Annotated in this window: 15 protein-coding genes; 6 read left to right on the plus strand and 9 right to left on the minus strand. The window is 59.6% G+C overall.

Annotated elements, in window-relative coordinates:
• Window positions 1-168 precede the first annotated feature (168 nt).
• Both KFE13_RS08895 and KFE13_RS08900 read right to left on the minus strand, forming a co-directional pair.
• Entirely contained in the window at window positions 169-624 is a 456-nt protein-coding gene (locus tag KFE13_RS08895) for a MarR family winged helix-turn-helix transcriptional regulator (protein WP_260706811.1), read from the minus strand.
• Window positions 625-1,466: 842 nt separating this feature from the next.
• Window positions 1,467-2,012 (minus strand): TetR/AcrR family transcriptional regulator, encoded by a 546-nt coding sequence (locus KFE13_RS08900; protein ID WP_260706812.1) that lies wholly within the window; start codon window positions 2,010-2,012, stop codon window positions 1,467-1,469.
• 231 nt (window positions 2,013-2,243) lie between these two features.
• On the opposite strand from KFE13_RS08900, the gene KFE13_RS08905 reads away from it, so the two are divergent.
• The 5 genes from KFE13_RS08905 to KFE13_RS08925 all read left to right on the plus strand — a co-directional run bounded on the left by KFE13_RS08905 (window position 2,244) and on the right by KFE13_RS08925 (window position 6,886).
• The gene (locus KFE13_RS08905; RefSeq protein WP_260706813.1) at window positions 2,244-2,864 is read left to right on the plus strand and encodes an FMN-dependent NADH-azoreductase; all 621 of its coding nucleotides are present in this window, start codon (window positions 2,244-2,246) and stop codon (window positions 2,862-2,864) included.
• Window positions 2,865-2,894: 30 nt separating this feature from the next.
• Entirely contained in the window at window positions 2,895-3,278 is a 384-nt protein-coding gene (locus KFE13_RS08910; protein ID WP_260706814.1) for a hypothetical protein, read from the plus strand.
• A gap of 96 nt (window positions 3,279-3,374) precedes the next feature.
• A complete protein-coding gene (locus KFE13_RS08915) occupies window positions 3,375-3,677 on the plus strand; it encodes a DUF962 domain-containing protein (protein ID WP_260706815.1) in 303 nt (100 codons plus the stop codon).
• Window positions 3,678-3,782: 105 nt separating this feature from the next.
• Entirely contained in the window at window positions 3,783-5,114 is a 1,332-nt protein-coding gene (locus KFE13_RS08920) for a hypothetical protein (RefSeq protein WP_260706816.1), read from the plus strand.
• A 35-nt stretch (window positions 5,115-5,149) separates the two neighbouring features.
• Window positions 5,150-6,886, plus strand: a complete 1,737-nt coding sequence (locus KFE13_RS08925) for an LssY C-terminal domain-containing protein (protein WP_260706817.1) — start codon at window positions 5,150-5,152, stop codon at window positions 6,884-6,886.
• Window positions 6,887-6,966: 80 nt separating this feature from the next.
• Here the strand turns inward: KFE13_RS08925 and KFE13_RS08930 are convergent, their stop codons facing one another.
• The 7 genes from KFE13_RS08930 to KFE13_RS08955 all read right to left on the minus strand — a co-directional run bounded on the left by KFE13_RS08930 (window position 6,967) and on the right by KFE13_RS08955 (window position 13,229).
• Window positions 6,967-7,410 (minus strand): ferritin-like domain-containing protein, encoded by a 444-nt coding sequence (locus KFE13_RS08930; protein ID WP_260706818.1) that lies wholly within the window; start codon window positions 7,408-7,410, stop codon window positions 6,967-6,969.
• A gap of 114 nt (window positions 7,411-7,524) precedes the next feature.
• The gene (locus KFE13_RS08935; RefSeq protein WP_260706819.1) at window positions 7,525-8,580 is read right to left on the minus strand and encodes an alkene reductase; all 1,056 of its coding nucleotides are present in this window, start codon (window positions 8,578-8,580) and stop codon (window positions 7,525-7,527) included.
• A gap of 79 nt (window positions 8,581-8,659) precedes the next feature.
• Window positions 8,660-9,061: a hypothetical protein gene (locus tag KFE13_RS08940; RefSeq protein WP_260706820.1), complete on the minus strand. Its 402-nt coding sequence runs from the start codon at window positions 9,059-9,061 to the stop codon at window positions 8,660-8,662.
• A 131-nt stretch (window positions 9,062-9,192) separates the two neighbouring features.
• Complete coding sequence (locus tag KFE13_RS18690) at window positions 9,193-9,687, minus strand: DUF2199 domain-containing protein (protein ID WP_390891608.1); 495 nt, start codon at window positions 9,685-9,687, stop codon at window positions 9,193-9,195.
• A gap of 9 nt (window positions 9,688-9,696) precedes the next feature.
• Window positions 9,697-10,572 (minus strand): UTP--glucose-1-phosphate uridylyltransferase GalU, encoded by an 876-nt coding sequence (gene galU / locus KFE13_RS08945; protein ID WP_260706821.1) that lies wholly within the window; start codon window positions 10,570-10,572, stop codon window positions 9,697-9,699.
• A 116-nt stretch (window positions 10,573-10,688) separates the two neighbouring features.
• Window positions 10,689-12,185: an Asp-tRNA(Asn)/Glu-tRNA(Gln) amidotransferase subunit GatB gene (gatB, locus tag KFE13_RS08950; protein WP_260706822.1), complete on the minus strand. Its 1,497-nt coding sequence runs from the start codon at window positions 12,183-12,185 to the stop codon at window positions 10,689-10,691.
• Window positions 12,186-12,221: 36 nt separating this feature from the next.
• Complete coding sequence (locus KFE13_RS08955; protein WP_260706823.1) at window positions 12,222-13,229, minus strand: substrate-binding domain-containing protein; 1,008 nt, start codon at window positions 13,227-13,229, stop codon at window positions 12,222-12,224.
• 150 nt (window positions 13,230-13,379) lie between these two features.
• On the opposite strand from KFE13_RS08955, the gene mfd reads away from it, so the two are divergent.
• Window positions 13,380-17,057, plus strand: coding sequence for a transcription-repair coupling factor (gene mfd / locus KFE13_RS08960; RefSeq protein WP_260706824.1), 3,678 nt, complete (start codon window positions 13,380-13,382; stop codon window positions 17,055-17,057).
• Window positions 17,058-17,286 lie beyond the last annotated feature (229 nt).

Genomic DNA, 17,286 nt, shown 5'->3' on the forward strand with positions numbered 1-17,286 from the left:
GCCCATCGGCGCCAGTTCATCCATTGCGTTGTACTGCGTTCAAAAACTGTCTTGCTTCCAACCCGCTGTGATTCGAGCGAGCCCTAAGGAGGTGTCATTCCGAGCGAGGCGCAGCCGAGTCGAGGAACCCCCGCATTTCGCATCCCAGCCACCTCATCTCCAGGCACCCTACAAATTCCCCGCAGCCGCCTTACCCAGCCTTCGCAACAGAGGCATCAGCTCCGCGCGATCCGCCTCGCTGAAACCCTCCACCGCCTGCTCCATCGCAGCGCGATGCTCCGCAAAAGCCCGCGAGATCAACTCCTGCCCCGCGTCCGTCAGCCGGATAATCTTCGCGCGCCGGTCGGTCGGATCGTCGCAACGAGCCACCAGCCCGCGCCTCTCCAGCCGGTCCACCGCCGTCGTCATCGACCCGCTCGTCAGCAGAACCTTCTCGCCAATCTGCTTCACCGTAAGCGGCCCTTTATGCAGCAGAGCCTCCAGAACGCCGAAGTCGCTCGTACCCATCTCAAACCGGGCAATCGATCGGCTCGAATGCGCCTCAACCGCCCGCGAGGCCTTCCAAAGCAAAAGCCAAAGGTGAATCCCGCTCAAATCAGTTCCGTCTTGTCGTTGTGTCGTCATGTCTCGATATAAAGATGCTTGACATCAAGATAAAGATTCAACTCACCCCGTTTTCGGTCCAATTGCACCCGACCATCTAAGGCAGCCGCTGGGCGCCCAGCCACAAAAAACAGGTGCTCCACTCATGGCCCAACTTCGGCGCGGCATGGATGGGCCATTCGCGCACCTGCGCGAACCGCTTCCCGGCCAAACCCAAGCCCTCAGCCCAAGGGCTTCTTCTCCGCATGCGAGCCACGAACGCCTCTCGGTACGCCAAGCCTTCAGGCTTGGCCCTCGAAATAAAACCGCCGCGAAGCGGCCACCGCTCTGCCGAAGGCCGGAGTGAAGCCGAAGGCGCAACGACCCCAGCCAACTGGAGCGAAAACGCTGGGTGCGCCTAGCCATCAAAAGCGGATCCCTCACTCATGGCGCAGCTTCATAGCGCCATGGGCGGGGCGTCCCGGCACGCGCGCAAGGCGCGAGCCGCCTCTAGGTCCGCCAAGCCTTCAGGCTTGGCCCTCTCAATCCAGCCGCCGCGAAGCGGCCGCCGCTCTGCCGAAGGCCGGAGTGAAGCTGAAGGCGCAACGACCCCAGCCAACTGGAGCGAAAACTTTGTCAAGCCCCCAAAAATCACAACTCCCTCATTCCAAAGCAAATAAACCCACAAAAATCTGCCGATGAGTTCCCCTCACTTCGCTACACTTAAATCAGCAAACAAAAAAGCCCCGGTTCAAAGGACCGGGGCTAACTCTTTATAAATCAATATTTTGATGCCTAAACCATATCAAATGAATATTTTAGCCTGTGCAAATCGCACAATCAAAACAAAATAAAGCTTTTACGAAAAACACAGGGGGAGGGGCTTACTGAGCCACCATCGACTCCTCGATATGCTCCCCCGTCGAACCGCCAACACCGGAATACAGAATCGGGAAAACCAACTTCAGGATCGGCTCAACAATTTCGGATGGCGGAACACGTTCCGGCGTCTGCAGCCACTGCTTCGCTGCACCATAGATCGACCACGCGGCTGCAGTCGCCACAATCTCCGTCGTCAAACCCTCCGGCGCGGACTTGCCCTGCATGCCGTGCAGCAGCGTCCGGCGGATCGCCGCAACAACGCCCGCATCCATCAGCGGCTCAAATGCGCTGTTCACGCAGCTGGAAGCCTCATGATGGCTCTGCATCAGATAATCGCAGGTCGCCAGAATAATCGCCCTTGCCGCCATCGGGCACGTGCCGTCAAACAGGACGTTCCGCTCGGCCAGCATCTTGTGGAAGCCGCCCGCAACCATCGCGTCCAGCAAGGAAAACTTGTCCGTGTAGTGGTCGTAAAACGTGGCGCGGTTCACGCCCGCAAGGTCCGTAATGTCCTGCACGGAGATCGTGTCGAAACTCGTCGAGCGCATCAATTCGCTCAGCGCTCCCTGAAGCGCCTGGCGTGTTCTGCGTATCCGAGGATCACGTACTTCACAGTCTGAGATCGGCTTCTGAGTCACTGGATTTTCGCCTCACCCTCTATTAGAGGCTACCAAAGAGAAAAAGAATCGTCAGAACGACGGTTGTCGTCTTATCTCTGGTATACGACATAAGTTGCTTAACCATCCTTTGTCGTACAGCAATACTCAAGGAGATCTCCGATGCCGACCCTTCTTCACCTCGATTCCAGTCCCCTCGACAGCTCGATCAGCCGCGAACTGACCCGTGAATTTGCCAACACCTGGCAGACCAGGCAACCAACCGGACGCATCATCGCTCGCAATCTCTCCATCGCCACCCCCAAGCCCATCGATCAGGCCTGGATCGCCGCCGCCTATACACCCGAGGAAGCCCGCACGCCGGAGCAGAATCAGATTCTCGCCGTCTCCGACGAGTTGATCGCCGAACTCGAGCAGGCCGACGAGATCGTCATCGGCGTCGCCATGCACAACTTCAGCATCCCCTCGACCCTTAAGCTCTGGATCGACCAGATCGCCCGCCGCGGTAAAACCTTCTCCTACGGAGCCAACGGCCCCGAAGGCCTGCTGAAGAACAAGAAGGCAACCCTGCTCATCTCCACCGGAGGTGTTTACGAGGCCGGAACACCTGCGGGCGGACTGAACTTCGTCGAGCCGTATCTGCGCGCCGTTCTCGGATTCCTCGGCATCACCGACATTCAGATCGTCACCGCAAGCGGAGCCGCGCAGGTGCTGCAAGGTGTCGTCGATCGCAACGTCTTCCTCAAACCTGTGCTCGAGAAGGTCAAAACGCTCGCTGCATAATCCAACACAATCTCATTCGGAGAACGACCCATGAAGATCGCAACAATCATTGCAAGAGTTTTGCTGGGCCTGGTCTTTACTATCTTCGGAGCCAACGGATTCCTGCACTTTATTCCAACGCCTCCGCCTCCAGGACTTGCGGGCCAGTACATGGCAGCACTGTTCATGTCGCATTACTTCGTCATCATCTTCCTGCTGCAGCTCGCAGGCGGACTGCTCCTGCTGGCGAACCGTTATGTACCGCTGGCCCTGGTGCTGCTGGGACCGGTCATTGTGAACATCCTCTGCTTCCACTCCTTCCTCGCACCGCAGGGACTCGGCATGGCGATCTTCGTGACGCTTCTCTGGGCCACTGTCTTCTACAGCGTACGCAGCGCCTTCTCCGGACTCTTCGTTCAGAAGGTAGCCGCGTAAGGCAATTCACCGCCGCGGATCGCACGAACGGTCCGCGGCGTTTTTTCTTTCCTGCTCTCTTGGCATCTCACAGCAGCAGGAGTTAAGATTCCCGCCATGCTCGGCGGACGCACCTGGGAAAGCTGGATTGCGGAGTATTCCAAGAGCCATCAGCATCCGCTGAACCGGCTGACGCACACCTTCGGCATCCCGATGATCGTGCTCTCGCTGGCGCTCTTCATCGCATCCATCTTCTGGCATAGTTTGCTCTTGTGGGCCGTTGCACTCTTTGTCCTCGGCTGGACGCTGCAGTTTATCGGACACGCTGTCGAAGGCAAGCCGCCGGAATTCTTCAAAGACTGGCGCTTCCTCCTCGTCGGCACGCGCTGGTGGGCAGCGAAGATGCGCGGCAAGGCATAATCCTCGCCAACTCCGGCATGCCTTCGCATCCCGGGCTGTTATCCTGACTGCCAGAAGGCCGGGCCCTTCGTCTTCGTCCTAAAAAAATTGCAGTCAAGAGGCCAGATGAGAGTTGGTTGGCAGGTTCTCCCCTGCATGGTGAACGGACGCATCCTTCAAGGCGCTTCATGGATGCTGCTCGGTTTGTTGACCGTCGCGCCAGCCTGCGCGCAACAGACGAAGTCTGCTGCAACCAGGCCTGAGATCACCATCGTGCGGAAGCCCGGCCACGAAGACGGCGAGGCGCAAATACCCGGACAAAAGAAAGGCAAACCTCGCGGCATCGCGCCGCACGCTGTCGCCGCATGGCGCGTTCGTGGCGAGCAGAGCGCGCTGATCCTTGTGCTCGAGCCCGCAAAGCACGGCAAGCCGAAACAGTACAGCCTGCGCTACTACGATCTCGACAGTGGACGACGACGCATATTAGGAGCGATCCCCTTCACCTCCGGCAGCGTCGTCGAAACCATCTCCACCGACGATCGCTGGGCCTTCGCGTTGACCGGCTCGGTGCCATCCGCAGGAACGCCGCTCACCATCGTCGGCGACGATCAGGCGATTCCCGGCTGGCTCGAGGACGCCAGCTCACCCGCATTTCACAAGGATGCAAATCCGGAAGACGCAACGCTGACCTACGCACAAGCCGGAGAACCGAAGACAGCAAAGCTCGGCGCTCTGCTCGGCACCGAGCTGCACGCCATCTTCACACCGCCCAACACCGGGCAGACAGCGCCGAAATATCTACAGGTCTTCCCCAACGGACAGACAATCGTCGAGCTGAAGGATGGCAGCATACGAAAGGGCAGCTGGCGCACCGACGGTACGACGCTGCAGCTCTCCGGCGAGACGGCTACGTATGCCGTGCCGATCATCTCGCTGTCGTCGGTCAAAGGTGTTCCCGCAGGACAGCGCTTTGGCGTTCGTCTCACGCAGCCGCTCTCCTCGCGCACCACGCACGAAGGCGACACCGTGAAGGCTGTCTCCATCACGCCCGTCGTCGTCAATGGAGAGATTCTGATCCCCTCAGGCTCCGACTTCGAAGGCAAGGTGACACAAGCCGACAGCGTCGGCTGGGGATTCAAGCACGAGACCGCCTCGCTCACCATTCACTGGACGCATGTAACGACGCCTGACGGACACACGCTCGACCTGGACGCGCGCGTCTTCGAGGTGGAGAATGCGCAGGAGAAGGTCACCGACAAGGGCAAGATTCAGGGCATCCGTTCGACGGCAACCATCGGCAACTCGGTTGAAAACGGCGTGCTCTCTTTTGCTGGCATCGATCCCGTCGCTTACATCTTCGCCTCTGCATCGGGGCCTGCGGTGCTTGGCTTTGCCGAATCCGAGATCCTTTATCCGGGCGGCACCGAGCTTCTTTTCTGGAGAACACCAGACCGCTGATCACTTCGACCGTCTACGAGTCCTCCGTCAAGACGATGGCAGGCGATGCAGCGGAACGCGAGCGGCTGCAAGCCTTCGTCAAGACGCTTCCCTTCCGCACGCGAACGAAGGGCTCCAATAAAGTCTCCGACATCACAAACCTCGTCTTCATCGGCCCTGCAGCCGGTTTGCAACGTGCCTTTGCTGCCGCAGGCTGGCTGCCGACGGACGATCTGCACGCTGCCTCGACATTCCGCACCGTCAAGACACTGACCGGCAACCAGACCTACACGCAAGCCCCGATGTCCGTGCTGCTGCTCGACGAGCTTCCGCCCATCTTCACGCTCAGCAAAACGACGAACACCTTTTCGTCGCGTCACCATCTGCGCGTCTTCCCCACAGAGGAGAAGTACGACGGCGAAACGGTGCTGACATCCTCCTCAACGCAGGACATCGGCATCGCCTTCTCACGCAAGCAGAAGACCTTCATCCACGTGATCGACCAGCACATCGACAACGAGCGCTCCAAGGTGGTCAACGACCTGATGTTCACCGGCTGCGTCGAGAGCCTCGACATGGTCGAGCGGCCGTGGGTCCCGCGCGATGCCTACAACTCCACCGGCGATCGCCTGCTGACCGATGGCGAGGCTGCCGTCGTCCACATCAGCAGCTGCGACAATCCACGCACCACACCGGAGACACCCGCACTGCGGGCCAACGTCGTAGAACGCGGCACGCGCAACACTTCGCTTTCCATCCGCAACGGACTCTATCGTGGCAACCTGATCTATCAGGGCATTGCAGGCGGCTTCAAGGTACGCGATTTTCTGCGCAGTTCCAGTGAGCTTCCACCCGACACCGGCGCATGGCGCAAGACCGACGCCTCCGGCGCAGAATATCGCGGCTTCGGCAGCAATCCCGGCCTCCAGCGCAGAACTGGAGGGGGAGGGCTGGGTATCACGCCCGCGCCTGAAGACCTGGCTGCGATCAACAAAGCTAAGGAAGATCACAAGTGGGACCCGCCGAAGTACGAGTTCGCGCTTGAAGCGGGCTACGTACACATGCGGTCGAGTTATCTTTCGGCAGTAGGAGTCCTCGAGGAATCGTCCGACCCCAATAAAGACGCTTACTTTCTGTTTCTCGCCGATAACGTTGGAGATGGATGGGCTGCAGGCGGATCGGTGACGGTAAACAGCTGGCGGCACTTCTCCAATGAGTTCTCCTACTTTCGTCAGCAGGTGAAGTACGAGCTCGGTTCAGTCAACTCTACGCTGCCGGCGAATCAAAATACTATCCTCGACGACAGCGATCTGGAGACAGACCGCATCGGCCTGGTTACACGCCAGTTCGAGTACAACCTGTTGATCCATCCAACGCGGCCCACATCGCGCATACGTCCATACGTTGCGGTTGGTCCGGTGCTCCAACTGATCGCGCTGAACGGCGCTCCGTTGAAGAAACCGGCAGGCGTATATACGCTGGGCCTGAAAAACATCGGTCTGCTGAAGGCCGCCTTCGACTTCGGCAATACACCTCCGCTCGATGGAGGCGGCATCTTCCACATCGGTCTGCAGTACGGGGCAGGCGTGAAGTACAGAATCACTCCACGCATGATGTTGCGTGCTGACTGGCGTGAGACCTGGTCTAAAAATCCGGACATCATCGCCAACAGCTACGAAGATTACGACCCCAATGCTCTCGACGAGACCTATACAACCACTGTCATCCGCGTGGGACCGGAGAAGAAGTTCATCAAGGACCGGTTCACATTGGGTGTGGCGTTTACGTTTTAGATTGCTTACGAGTACAGCATACAAACGCAACAAAGACGCAGATCATAACGATCTGCGTCTTTGTTGTTTCCGCGTTCGATTCAGTTGGCGATGCCCGGATCGGGGGTATCAATGCCAAGCGCTGTCGCCAATGCATTCAAGTGATCCTGCTCATCACGAAGGATCTCGCGCAGATCTTCGCCGAGCGCGAATTCATCTAATTGCTCGGCCTGCTTGACGCGACGGCGATAGTTGCGAATCGTCTCCTTCTCGTTCTCCAGATCGAAGCGAAGCATCTCCTCGGCCTTCTCGCTGGTCTTGACCTTCTTTGGCTGCACGGCCGGCATCCCGCCAAGCAAGTCGATCCAGTAGCTCAGCTTCAATGCGTGGCTCAGCTCCTCTTTAGCGTGCACCTCAAGCTCGCCGGCAATGTTCATGTAAGCAGCGCCTTTGAGTACCTGCGAATAGTTCACGTAAGCAATGATGGCCTGGTATTCGCGCTCGAGATCCTCATTCAGCAACTCAACCAGTCTTTTTCGAGTCATTGACTTCTTCGATTGTGCCTTCTCCGGCATGGGTCCTCCCCTGTGGGGTTTATTTAGTAAGCCCCACAGTGAGATGCCAAAAATCTTTTACGCGTGAAGTATCACCACAAAAAATTAAAGCGATAGCGTGGGATAGTCGATATACCCCTGCGGCGTGTGTGTGTAGAAGGTCTCCGGCACGGGCTGATTCAGTTCGCTCGCACGACGGAAGCGAGCTACCAGATCAGGGTTCGCGATGAAGAGCTTGCCATACGCCACGGCGTCCGCTTTGCCTTCATTCAGCAACTGCTGTCCGGTCTGTTGCGTCAAAGCTTCATTCGCGACGAAAACACCGCCGAACAGCTGCTTCAGGTCAGGACCGATCGAGTCTGCGGCGACCCGCTCACGCGCGACGATAAAGGCGAGCTTACGCTTGCCCAGCTCTGTAGCGACGTAGCCAAAGACAGCCGAGGGGTTTGAGTCCGAAATGCCATGTGCTCCGCCACGCGGCGCCAGATGCATACCGACACGGTCAGCCCCCCAGACAGAGATCGCAGCGTCCGTTGCTTCCAACAGCAGACGCGCGCGGTTCTCGATGGAGCCGCCATACTCATCCGTGCGCTGGTTGGTGCCGTCCTGCAAAAACTGGTCGAGCAGATAGCCATTGGCCCCGTGCAGCTCAACACCATCGAAGCCCGCAGCCTGCGCATTCTCCGCGCCGTGGCGGAAGGCCTCAACAACAGCCTTGATCTCAGAAAGCTCCAGGGGACGCGGCGTCACGAACGGACGCGCCGGACGCAACACATTGACATTACCCGGAGCCGCAATCGGTGACGGAGCAACCGGTGTCTGTCCATTCAGCAGCGCAGGGTGCGAGATGCGGCCGACATGCCATATCTGCGCAAAGATGCGGCCACCCGCATTGTGAACGGCCTTTGTGATCGGCTTCCATGCCTCGACCTGCTGCTGCGACCACAGGCCAGGCACGTTGGGATAACCCACTCCCAATGGATCAATCGGAATGCCCTCCGAGATAATCAGCCCTGCCGATGCGCGCTGCGTATAGTACTCCGCCATGATCGGCGTGGGAACATGGTCGGGCGTGCCGCGCAGCCGCGTAAGCGGCGCCATAAAGATGCGGTTAGGAAGCGTGAAGGCGCCGACTTGAATGGGATCGAAGAGTGAGGGCATGGAGACTCCGAATTAGTGTACGAATAGTTCGATGATCGACGAACGGTGAAAGATTCGAGATCCTCTCAAACCGTTCGCTCTACTCGATATCACGCAATGCCTGAACGACTTTGCCATGCTCATGCAGGATGTCCGGGCTCTCCTGCAGCAGCGGCAGATAATGCTGCCGAAAGGCGTTATCCGGCGCGTCCTCGACCAACAGCGAAGCAATCGCCTGTGCCCCTGCGATCTTCTCCTCGGCGGTGACCTTCTCATCCTCAAGCAGATCATCGATGTTCGCGATGGCCGTCGACAGCGGCGCAATCCAGCGAAAATCTGCTCCGCTGATCAACTGCTGCAGAAATGCCGCTGGCGTGATCGGCCCGACCGTCTTCTCGTACGTTGCACGCTCATGATCGAGAATCGACTTATGCAGCGAAAGTAAAGGTTTGCGAACGTCCTTGAGAAATTGAATAGCGCTTTGCTCGTTGAAGGCTTTCATTCTCCACATTTTAATTGAATCTGAACTACAGAGGATGAGGCAGAAGTGAGGAACGGTTCGAGCTGCGCTCGAATGTCCTATCCATGCGATGAGACTGCATGAAATGGAGCACCCGACATCTGCTGATCGTGTTAGTGCCTGAACAAACTTGCGATCTGTGCAACTCGATGTTCAGTAATCCCTTTCGCTTGCTCGTCGCGAATAGCGTGTTCATCTACAAGATGGATGCTAGGTCTATTGGGGAGCGGATTCGTTATCAGATTCACTTGCAGACCCAATGTCGACTGAGAATAAGTTGGAAGCTTATTAGCAAGGCGTCCTGCATAAGCGGGTGTGGTCTCACGGCCTTCAATAAACCATTTTTGTCGAATATCGACAAAGTCATCGACACCAACCTCAACCCACGCGAGCCATGCGAAAGGTTCTGTACTACCGCTTACGGGTATTTCGATACGCCCAATAACGAAGAATTGTTCATCATCTATGACGCACTGGTCAGAGCTACACTCTCCACGTTCGTTTTGCTCTTCTGGGGAAAGCTCCGCCCATGCGTCAGGTGACGGCACACCCCAGACATAGGGTGGGCCGTCATGTGTTGATCCACAAGTCGAACAGATGTAAGACACTGATCTACGTTACAGCGGAAACTGCTTCAGCCAAGCCCTGAAATCCGAACCCAGTTTGTCGTGCTTCAACCCGAACTCAACCGTAGCTTTCAGGAAGCCCAGTTTGTCGCCGGCATCGTGGCGCTTGCCCTCGTAGGTGAAGCCGTAGACCTTCTCATACTTCAGCAGGGCCTTGATGCCGTCCGTCAGCTGCAGCTCGCCGCCTGCGCCCGGCGTAATTGTCTCGAGCATCTCGAAGATGCGCGGCGTCAAAATGTAGCGGCCGATGATAGCGTTCTGCGACGGAGCCTCTTCTGCCTTCGGCTTCTCGACCATGTCGTGCACCGCAAGCAGCCGCGGATTTTTCGCATCGGGCGTAACAGCGAGGCAGCCGTAGGCCGAGATCGCCGCGCCTTCGACAACCTCAGAACCGAGAATCGATGAGCCCGTCTCTTCGAACGCCTGCACCATCTGCTTCATGCACGCCACCTTGGCGTCGACAATGTCGTCGGGCAGAATCACACAGAAAGGTTCGTTGCCGACAATCTCTTTCGCCTGCAGCACAGCGTGCCCCAGGCCAAGCGGCTCCGACTGGCGCGTGTACGTGATCTTGGCCAGCTTCGAAACCGAGCGCGCAATCTCAAGCAGTGCCGTCTTATTCTTGGCCGCCAGCGTGGCCTCCAGCTCGAAGGACTTGTCGAAGTGGTCCTCCATCGTGGTCTTGCCACGACCCGTAACGATGATGATCTCGGTGCAGCCCGCTGCCACGGCCTCTTCGACGCCGTACTGGATCAGCGGCTTGTCCACCAGGCACAACATCTCCTTAGGAGTGGCCTTGGTTGCGGGGAGAAAGCGGGTGCCGAGGCCCGCCGCGGGGAAGACGGCTTTGCGAATTTTCTGAGTCATGAATTCCTTCGATGCAGAATCGTATGCGTCCGATGGTAGCAATCGCAGGCAGAAAGACGACATAACACGCTTGGGGAAGGTCCCCGTCGTGCAATGTTAGACACAGCAGGAACCGGCTACTGAGCGTCCAGTTTCCTGGCTACAAGTTCGTTAAGAAGCGCCGGGTTAGCCTGTCCTTTAGACAACTTCATCACCTGGCCCACGAAGAACGCGGAGACGGTCTTTTTGCCGCCTTTGTACTGCTCAACCTGCTTGGGATTCGCAGCAATCACCTCGTCGATCATCTTCTCGATCGCTCCGGCGTCGGAGATCTGTTGCGGCTTCTCGCGCTCGTAGACCGCCGGGAAGTCCTCATTATTCTCAAACGCAGTGTCGAGCAGCTGTTTCAACTGCTTCGAGCTGATCGTGCCTGCCTCCAGAAGATCGGCTGCCATCACGACGCCATCGAGACTGACCGGCGACTGCGCCAGCTCCAGCTCTTTCAGGCGAAGACGCATCGTCAGCTCCGTCGTCAGCAGCGCAGCAACACGCTTGGGAGACTTCGCCTTCTTCGCCGCCGTCTCAAAGCTGTCCGCGAAGCTTTGCGTCGCGGTCAGCGTCGCCGCGTCCTGCTCGCTGATGTCGTAGGCGGCGATCATGCGCGCGCGACGAGCCTCAGGAAGCTCCGGCATGCGCGCGAAGATCTCCTTCTGCCACTCGGCTCCAACAACCAGCGGCGGAAGATCAGGCTCCGGGAAGTAGCGGTAATCGTGCGCCTGCTCTTTCGAGCGCATCGAGTAGGTGCGGCCCTCACTGGAGTTCCACAGACGCGACTCCTGCACCACGCGGCCGCCGTCTTCAATCACGCCGATCTGGCGCTCGATCTCGTATTGCACCGCCGCGCGAATGTAGCGAAAGCTGTTGACGTTCTTCACCTCGGCTTTGGTGCCGAACTGCTTGGCGCCCTTCAGCATCACGCTCACGTTGGCATCGCAACGCAGCGAGCCTTCCTCCATGTTGCAGTCGCTCACGCCGGTGTACAGCAGAATCTCCTTCAGCCGCGTCAGGTACTCGAAGACCTCGTCCGGCGTACGCAGGTCCGGCTCCGAGACAATCTCCACCAGCGGCGTGCCGCAGCGGTTCAGGTCGATGTAGCTGCGGTTCAGCGAATCGGCAAAACCGTCGTGCAGGCTCTTGCCCGCGTCCTCTTCCATGTGCAGGCGCGTGATGCCGATGCGCTTGGTGATGGGCGCACCGCTCTCATCGAACGACGGCACATCGATCCAGCCATGCTCGGCGACAGGCTTGTCGAACTGCGAAATCTGATAGGCCTTGGGCGAGTCCGGGTAGAAATAGTTCTTGCGCGAAAACACGCTGGTCTCGCGAATCTCGCAATTGATCGCCTTGGCGGCCAGCACCGCATATTCCACGGCCTGGCGATTCAGCACCGGCAACGCGCCCGGAAGCCCCAGGCAGGTGGGGCACGTGTGCGTATTCGGCTCGCCGCCGTACTGGTTCACGCACCCGCAGAAGGCCTTGGTCTTCGTCAGCAGCTGGACGTGGACCTCAAGCCCGATCACGGGCTGGTACTTGGCAAGAATCTCGGGCGAAAGCGCTGTAGCGGCAGTGGACATGGTCACCTTTGATTCTACCAAGCTGCCAGTGCGCGATTACTGCGACCCGCCCGCCGCCTCCTTACGCTCAAGAATGCTGGCGAGATTGCTCTTGTCCACCAGCGAGACGCCCGTATCCACAAATGCCGGGAACGGCGAGAAGGGGTCGAGGCTGTAGTCCGTCCCCCCAGCCGTCTTCATTGGGTAGTGGTGCACATTGTCGATCGCCTTCAGCCCGACATAGGCCATCGTGTACGGTTTCTGCGAGATCGTCGAGTCGATAATCCCATCCTTGATCAGCTGCAGCGTGGCCACATCCGTATCCATGGCAACCAGCAGACGACCCGGATCGCCGTCCGCCTTGGCACGGCGCACCGCCTCGCCGACATCCTTGCCCGCCGACGACTGCAGGCAGATCAGCGCGTCGATCCGGTCGTTGCCCTTGCGCGCCAGGTACTCCTGCGCCTTATCCATCGCTACGCCGGAGTCGCCCTTCATATCGAAGACCTCAACCACCTTAATCCCCGGATAGCCGGAGAGGACATCCTTATATCCCTTCAGCCGTTCGTCCAGATTCGGCTGCCCGGGCATCGTGAAGAAGACAACATTGCCCTTGCCGTTCAGCTGCGCTGCAACACGCTGGCCGCCGAGCCGCCCGGCCTGCAGATTGTTGGTGCCGATGAAGTACAGCCGCTTGCTCTCCGGCGCGTCCGAATCCATCGTGATCACCGGGATTCCCGCCGCGATCGCAGCATCAATCTCTGGAGCCAGCAGCGAAGAGTTCGTGACCGACACCAGAATGCCCGCAGGCTTCGAGGCAACCACAGAACGAAACTCCTGGACCTCTCCCTGCGGGTCGAACTTGTTCGGCCCCCGCAGATCGGCGGTCACCCCATACTCTGCCGCAGCCTTTTGAAAGCCTTCGTACGCCGTCTTCCAGTACGGAAGATCCACATTGACGGTGACCAGATAGTAGTGCTCGCTCTTCGAGTGACGAGTACATCCCTCGAGGAGCGGGAGCACAGTGACCAGTGCGATGACGATGCCTTTCGTCCAGACGCTCATTGCTTCCACCTCCGCATGAGACCTGCTGTCCGAGATCGTTCGCTCGGCCCGATAACGCTCGGGCAGCACCGCGAAAAATGCGGCGGCGGAGATAATACTCCTCTTCCTGTAACTTTGGCTGACCGCACTTCCACTAAAATTAAAGACAGCATGGTTCTGCCGTTTGTCCGCGAGCTGCTCGCGGAGCTGGAACATACTGAAGCCTTCGAGCGTGTGCGACGCCATCTGAGCGCCGGATCGGGGCGCCGTCGTGTCTCCGGGCTCACCGCCACAGCCCGCGCGCTGTACCTGCCCTACTTTGTCCGTGCCGCGCAGGCCCCATCGCTGATCGTCGTCTCCGACAACAAATCCGCCGAGGCCCTCCACGCTGCCGTCATCGAAGCCTGCGAGCTGACCGGCGCGCTCGATCCCGCACAGGTCCTGCGCCTGCCCGCGCACGACGTCCTCCCCTTCGAAAATCTTTCGCCCCACTCCGAAATTCAGGAAACCCGCGCCGCCGCGCTCTGGAAGATTTGCACCGCAAAGACCGGTACGCCGCGGCTCATCATCGCGCCCATCGAATCGGCCTGCATGCGCCTCTTCGCCCGCGACTACTACGCCGCGCTCGCGCTCCACCTCCACGTTGGCGAAGAGCACATCCCCGAGATGCTGGTCGAGCACCTGCTCTCCGTCGGCTATACCAAAGTCGATGTCGTCGAGATGCCCGGCCAGGTCACCATCCGCGGTGGCATCATCGACGCCTACTCGCCCGAGCAGGACTCACCGGTACGCATCGACTTCTTCGGCGATGAGATCGAATCCATCCGCCGCTTCGATCCCGAGACGCAGCGCTCCAGTTCCTCGCTCAGCCACACCCTGCTGCTGCCGCTCACCGAAACACCCGTCACCGAAAAACTTCTCGGAGCCATCAACGCACGCCTCACGCGTGCCGGCTCCGCAGGCGCAGCGCTCGAAGGCGGCGAAGAGCCAGCCGAGCTACAGACACACGTCGCCACACGCACCGGCGAGGCCACCGTCTTTCCCGGCTGGGAGTTCTTCGCGCCCGTCGCCGGAGCCACCCACACTCTGCTCGATCTACTCGGCACATCAACACGTGTCTTCGTCGAAGAGCCCGCCATGGTCAAAAATCAGAGCGAGCGCTGGTGGAATAAAGTCGAGCAGCGCCACGATCGCTCCGGCATCGGCTCGCTCGTGCGACCCGAGGACATCTATCTCTCGCCGTGGGACCTCGAAGACCGCCTGCGCCGCACCACCGGTTGCGACCTCGACCAGCTCGGAGCCGTCGATGTCCTCGACGCCGAACGCAACGAGCTCTCTGAGATCGAGTTCTCCACGCGCCCCACGCAGCGCTTCCACGGCGCAATCCCCGCGATGATCGAGGCGCTGCAATCGCTGATGCGGCAGGACGCGCGCATCCTGCTCACCGCGCCCAACCAGGGCGAGGTCGAGCGCCTCGCCGGTCTGCTGCAGGAGTACCACATCCCCTATCGTCTCGGCTCACGCACCGACCAGCACAGCTCCGAGACCGTCTACTCCGAATCCAGCTACCTCGCCGGCGACCTGCGCACGCCCGTCATCGTCAAAACCGCCATCGCCGCCGGCGTGCAGATTCTCGACCTCGACAAGACCTCCGCCAGCCAGATCATCATCTTCGGCGCGCAGGATCTCTCCGACGAAGCCGACGTCACCGCGCGTCCCGTGCGCCGCGCCAAGTCCAAGGCCGCCGCCTTCATCTCCGACTTCCGCGATCTCACCGTCGGCGACTACGTCGTCCACGTCGAACACGGCATCGCCCGCTACATGGGCCTGCGCGTCATCGAAGAAAACGGCCAGCCTCCGCTCGAGCTGATGATCCTCGAGTTCGCCGACGAAGCGAAGCTTTACGTCCCGCTCACGCGCCTCGACCTCATCCAGAAGTACCGCTCCACCGAGACCGGCCCCGCGCCGCAGCTCAACAAGCTCGGCTCGCAAAGCTGGCAGAAGACCAAGGCCCGCGTCAAAAAAGCCATGGCCGACATGGCGGCCGAGCTGCTCAAACTCTACGCGCAGCGCGAAGCCACGCAGGGCACGCCCTTCTCGCCCGACACCAACATGCAGCGCGAATTCGAAGACGCCTTCGACTTCAACGAGACCGACGACCAGCTCAACGCCATCGCCGACATCAAGCACGACATGGAATCCACGCAGCCCATGGACCGCCTCCTCTGCGGCGACGTCGGTTACGGCAAAACTGAGGTTGCCATGCGCGCCGCCTTCAAGGCTGTGCAGGACTCCAAGCAGGTCGCCGTCCTCACGCCGACCACGGTGCTCAGCTTCCAGCACTACGAATCCTTCAAACGCCGCTTCGCCAACTTCCCCGTCTCCATCGAGATGATCTCGCGCTTCCGCACCGCCAAAGAGCAGAAGGAGATTCTCGAAAAGGCCGCCGACGGCAAGATCGACATCCTCATCGGCACGCACCGCCTGCTCTCCAAAGACCTCAAGTTCCAGGATCTCGGCCTGCTCGTCGTCGACGAAGAGCAGCGCTTCGGCGTGCGCCACAAAGAGCGCCTGAAGCACATGCGCACCGCCATCGACGTGCTCTCCATGTCGGCCACACCAATTCCGCGCACGCTGCACATGTCGCTGATCGGCCTGCGCGATATGAGCGTGATCGAGACGCCGCCCAAAGACCGCATGGCCATCCAGACCATCGTCGCCAAGTTCGACGAGAAGCTCATCCGCACCGCCATCGAGGTCGAGCTCGAGCGCGGCGGCCAGGCCTACTTCGTGCACAACCGCGTCGAGACGATCTACGACCTCGCCGCAAAGATCCGCGAGCTCGTCCCGCAGGCCCGCATCGTCGTCGGCCACGGCCAGCTACCTGAGGCCGAGCTGGAGCGCGTAATGCTCGCCTTCATGAACCACGAGTACGACGTCCTCGTCGCCACCTCGATCATCGAGAATGGCCTCGACATCCCGCTCGCCAACACCATCATCATCAACCGCGCCGACCGCCACGGCCTCTCTGAGCTCTACCAGCTCCGCGGACGCGTCGGCCGCAGCAATCGCCGTGCCTACGCCTACCTTCTCATCCCGCCTGAGCAGGAGCTGACCGAGATCGCGCGCCGCCGCCTCGCCGCACTGAAAGAATTCTCCGACCTCGGCGCTGGCTTTAAGATCGCAGCGCTCGACCTCGAGCTGCGCGGCGCAGGCAACATGCTCGGCGGCGAGCAATCCGGCCACATCGAGGCCATCGGCTTCGAGATGTACACCTCCATGCTCGAAGAGGCCGTGCGCAAGATCAAAGGCGAAGAGGACAAACCCGCGCACGCCGATACCTCCGTCAACCTCGGCATCAGCGTGCGCATCGACGCCGACTACATCCCCGAAGAAAACCAGCGCCTGCGCATGTACAAGAAGATCGCCGGGGCCGAGGTCCTGCCCGAACTCGAAGAGATTCGCGCGGAATTGAAAGACCGTTACGGCGAACCGCCCGAATCCGTCACCAACCTCCTCGCCGCTGGAGAGATTCGCCTTCTTGCCCAACAGCTCGGCATCGCGCAGATCGACCGCAAACGCACCCAGCTCGAACTGAACAAGCAGAAGACCTTCGTCGAGATGCTGAACATCAAGTTCGCCGACCGCGAAGGCGAGGCCGCAGCGCTCAACAGTGTCGACCCCGGCGTGCTGATGCGCCTCGTCAGCCGCAACACCAAGCGAGGAGCACAATTCACCCCGCAAGGCGTCCTCCGCTGGCCGCTCACCAGCGCCAAATCCGAAGACGTCCTCCGCGAAACCCGCGAGCTGCTCGAATCGCTGGACACAAAGAGCGCACTCGTCTCCTAGCGTCGTGATAACTTTGGAGCGATTGTTCTCCCAATATGCCTGTTTTTATTAAACCAACCCGAAAAACACAGCGCGTTCGTATTGCGGTATACGCAATCATCCTCATTGTTCTATCGATCACGGCGATCTTCTCCTGGATAAATCCGCAAGGCAGGGAGATTGTGTTTCCCCTGGTGCTTCTCTTTACAGCTGTCTATGCTTACCGCCTATATTTATCGATTCAGTTGTT

The organism is Edaphobacter flagellatus (assembly GCF_025264665.1).
Classification (GTDB): Bacteria; Acidobacteriota; Terriglobia; order Terriglobales; family Acidobacteriaceae; genus Edaphobacter; species Edaphobacter flagellatus.

Excerpts from the sequence above, each read along its gene's own strand:
- KFE13_RS08895 (WP_260706811.1), bottom strand. The coding sequence starts at position 624 with ATGACGACACAACGACAAGACGGAACTGATTTGAGCGGGATTCACCTT.
- KFE13_RS08900 (WP_260706812.1), bottom strand. The coding sequence starts at position 2,012 with ATGCGCTCGACGAGTTTCGACACGATCTCCGTGCAGGACATTACGGAC.
- KFE13_RS08905 (WP_260706813.1), top strand. The coding sequence starts at position 2,244 with ATGCCGACCCTTCTTCACCTCGATTCCAGTCCCCTCGACAGCTCGATC.
- KFE13_RS08910 (WP_260706814.1), top strand. The coding sequence starts at position 2,895 with ATGAAGATCGCAACAATCATTGCAAGAGTTTTGCTGGGCCTGGTCTTT.
- KFE13_RS08915 (WP_260706815.1), top strand. The coding sequence starts at position 3,375 with ATGCTCGGCGGACGCACCTGGGAAAGCTGGATTGCGGAGTATTCCAAG.
- KFE13_RS08920 (WP_260706816.1), top strand. The coding sequence starts at position 3,783 with ATGAGAGTTGGTTGGCAGGTTCTCCCCTGCATGGTGAACGGACGCATC.
- KFE13_RS08925 (WP_260706817.1), top strand. The coding sequence starts at position 5,150 with ATGGCAGGCGATGCAGCGGAACGCGAGCGGCTGCAAGCCTTCGTCAAG.
- KFE13_RS08930 (WP_260706818.1), bottom strand. The coding sequence starts at position 7,410 with ATGACTCGAAAAAGACTGGTTGAGTTGCTGAATGAGGATCTCGAGCGC.
- KFE13_RS08935 (WP_260706819.1), bottom strand. The coding sequence starts at position 8,580 with ATGCCCTCACTCTTCGATCCCATTCAAGTCGGCGCCTTCACGCTTCCT.
- KFE13_RS08940 (WP_260706820.1), bottom strand. The coding sequence starts at position 9,061 with ATGAAAGCCTTCAACGAGCAAAGCGCTATTCAATTTCTCAAGGACGTT.
- galU (WP_260706821.1), bottom strand. The coding sequence starts at position 10,572 with ATGACTCAGAAAATTCGCAAAGCCGTCTTCCCCGCGGCGGGCCTCGGC.
- gatB (WP_260706822.1), bottom strand. The coding sequence starts at position 12,185 with ATGTCCACTGCCGCTACAGCGCTTTCGCCCGAGATTCTTGCCAAGTAC.
- KFE13_RS08955 (WP_260706823.1), bottom strand. The coding sequence starts at position 13,229 with ATGAGCGTCTGGACGAAAGGCATCGTCATCGCACTGGTCACTGTGCTC.
- mfd (WP_260706824.1), top strand. The coding sequence starts at position 13,380 with ATGGTTCTGCCGTTTGTCCGCGAGCTGCTCGCGGAGCTGGAACATACT.